Annotated in this window: 3 protein-coding genes; all 3 read right to left on the reverse strand. The window is 52.4% G+C overall.

The window, feature by feature from the left end; genetic code table 11:
- Nucleotides 1–235, reverse strand: a 235-nt coding sequence (locus H3V09_RS09065) for a helix-turn-helix domain-containing protein (RefSeq protein WP_232342082.1), incomplete at its 3' end; no start/stop codon positions are given.
- 315 nt (nt 236–550) lie between these two features.
- Entirely contained in the window at nt 551–1591 is a 1041-nt protein-coding gene (locus tag H3V09_RS08925; RefSeq protein WP_198199056.1) for a replication protein RepA, read from the reverse strand.
- 350 nt (nt 1592–1941) lie between these two features.
- Nucleotides 1942–2196: hypothetical protein (locus H3V09_RS08930; RefSeq protein ID WP_198199057.1), on the reverse strand; the 255-nt coding region annotated here is incomplete at its 5' end.

Raw genomic sequence — 2196 nt, forward strand, 5'->3', positions numbered from 1 at the left:
TGGTTTCTGATGACCGGTCATGACCGGTTTGATGATTGGTTTGCTGACCGGTCACCGGTTTGAGTACGCCTAGTGCCTCGAGAGTCTCGACTGGAATTTTCCAGCCTCTTTTGAGTTTGGTAGCTCCTAGTTGTGAGCCATTTTCGTTCAGTTTTCTCCGCAGTGTTGACTCCGAGCATGACACGATGTCCAGCGCTTCTCTGAATGAATATTCGTGAGATTCATGACCGGTCATAGTGACAGTCTACGCAACTAACGGGCTTCCGAATCGATCACTCCAACCGAATCTGATTCGCCCTCCCAGCGGAGCGACTCGACGTGACCGGAAGTCAGTCGAGATGATTCGACGAGGCTCGGAAAGAGACCGTCAAAATGAAAATGTGTACACATTTTCTATAGCTTGCTCCGTTGCTTCATCGCTTCAACAGCGTCTAAAGGCGCACTGGCGCTGTGCACGTGTTTCTTGGCCAGTCTGGTTCTTCTGAGCGCCCTCAGGCCGGCTGAGCCTCGGCGTAAGGCGCCCAAGCCTGATAATGCCGCGGTAGTGGCTTCAGAAGCGTTTGCCGGTGCTCCACGCCGTGATGATCTCTTCGCCCCGGTATCCGGCATTCAGCCCGTGGACGACGTGCCGTCTGGCCGCGAGGTAGTCATCCCCATAGTCGATATGCTCGAGCACGTTGCCGATGTCGACTTCGCTTAAGTCACGCTTCGTGGGCTTCGCCGCTTTCTGCTCCAATCGATCACGGGATTTTGCCAGTCTCGTCTGAGCGGTGGTGGCCACAGAAGTCTCAGACGGATAGATTGTCACGTAATTGCGCCCGCATAAGATCTGCGCCTGAGGATATACGTATTCAACGTCATAGACTGCTTTTCGGAAGCTCTGCTTGAATGCCGGCAGGATATTCGTTGATCCGAATTGGCTATACAGCTGCTGCCATGTAATGCTCTGGCGTTCGTGAAGGTAGCTGTAGCGGCGTGTGAGCCACCAATATACATCCAGGCTCATGGGGGAGTTCAGTTTGGCCACGATGGACAGGTCCACTGGCACAGGTGAGTCACGCAGATAGTCGATGTATTCCTGGCTGAACTGCACCCAGTTCTCGAACAGCCCCCGCTCCTGAGGCTCGTTCCGCAGCCAATCGATCTGCCACTTCGTGGCCACAGTGAATGCCACGCCGTTCGAGGTCGAATCAGTATCGTTGCTGATGGTGTAGGCGCATCTGAACAGATTATCCAGTTGCGGCTTGATGGTCTTCAACTGCCTGCCACCGATTTCGATGTTGAGCAACCGTAGGAACTCACGGAACGTCGTCCCAAGATTCAACGTGCGCGTCTCAGGGTCGAAGCTGGGGTCGCCGGTTTTGACCATTGTGCAGGCGTACATCTCGAACAGGCGCGGATATTTCCCGTATGGCAGGCTGTCGCCCGTGGCTGTGAATTTGGCCGTGAGAGTGCCGTTGCGCCGCACCACTTCCTTGATTCCGTTCTTGGGTCTTCTGTAGGGCAGTGACACCTGTGTCATGAGCTTGGAGATGAAGGCGTGCGACATCCATGGTTCATCCGGGATTTCGATGTCGGTAGAATCGGTCATTGCTAATCACTCCTTTTCAGTGATCGGCCACGTCCCCGGCTGCTCTAACAGTGCGGGGATTTTTCAAAAAAATAGCCGTGTACTTTGAATACATATCCTAGCAGGAAAGTGTGTACTTTAAATATCTCGGGTGTGTACTTTGAATATTCCGAGGGGCTTTAAATATGTTTTGAGGGGCTTTAAATATGTTTTGAGGGGCTTTAAATATCTGTACACCCTCTCAGCCTTACTCGCTGTAGGGCTGAGAGGGTGTCCCCTATATACCTATATACCTATACTAGAAAACTCGGCTTCTTGACTCTGCACCTGACGGTGGATAATCCGTCTTCTTCCGTCGGCACTTGTCGAGATCAATTTTCTTTTTTTGAATGTCTCATAAGCTTTGTCCAGAACGGTTCATGCTTGGGTCTTTGCTCGAGGAGCTTGACGACTTTTTCCCGCTCGGACAGAAGCTGTTTGAGTCCATCGTTCTCTGCTCTTAGGGTGGCGTTCTCTATGCGTAGCCGCGTGATTTCCTGATTGGTTTCTGATGACCGGTCATGACCGGTTTGATGATTGGTTTGCTGACCGGTCACCGGTTTGAGTACGCCTAGTGCCTCGAGAGT

Origin of the sequence: Bifidobacterium sp. M0399, assembly GCF_016100595.1 — a bacterium.
Lineage (GTDB): Bacteria > Actinomycetota > Actinomycetes > Actinomycetales > Bifidobacteriaceae > Bombiscardovia > Bombiscardovia polysaccharolytica.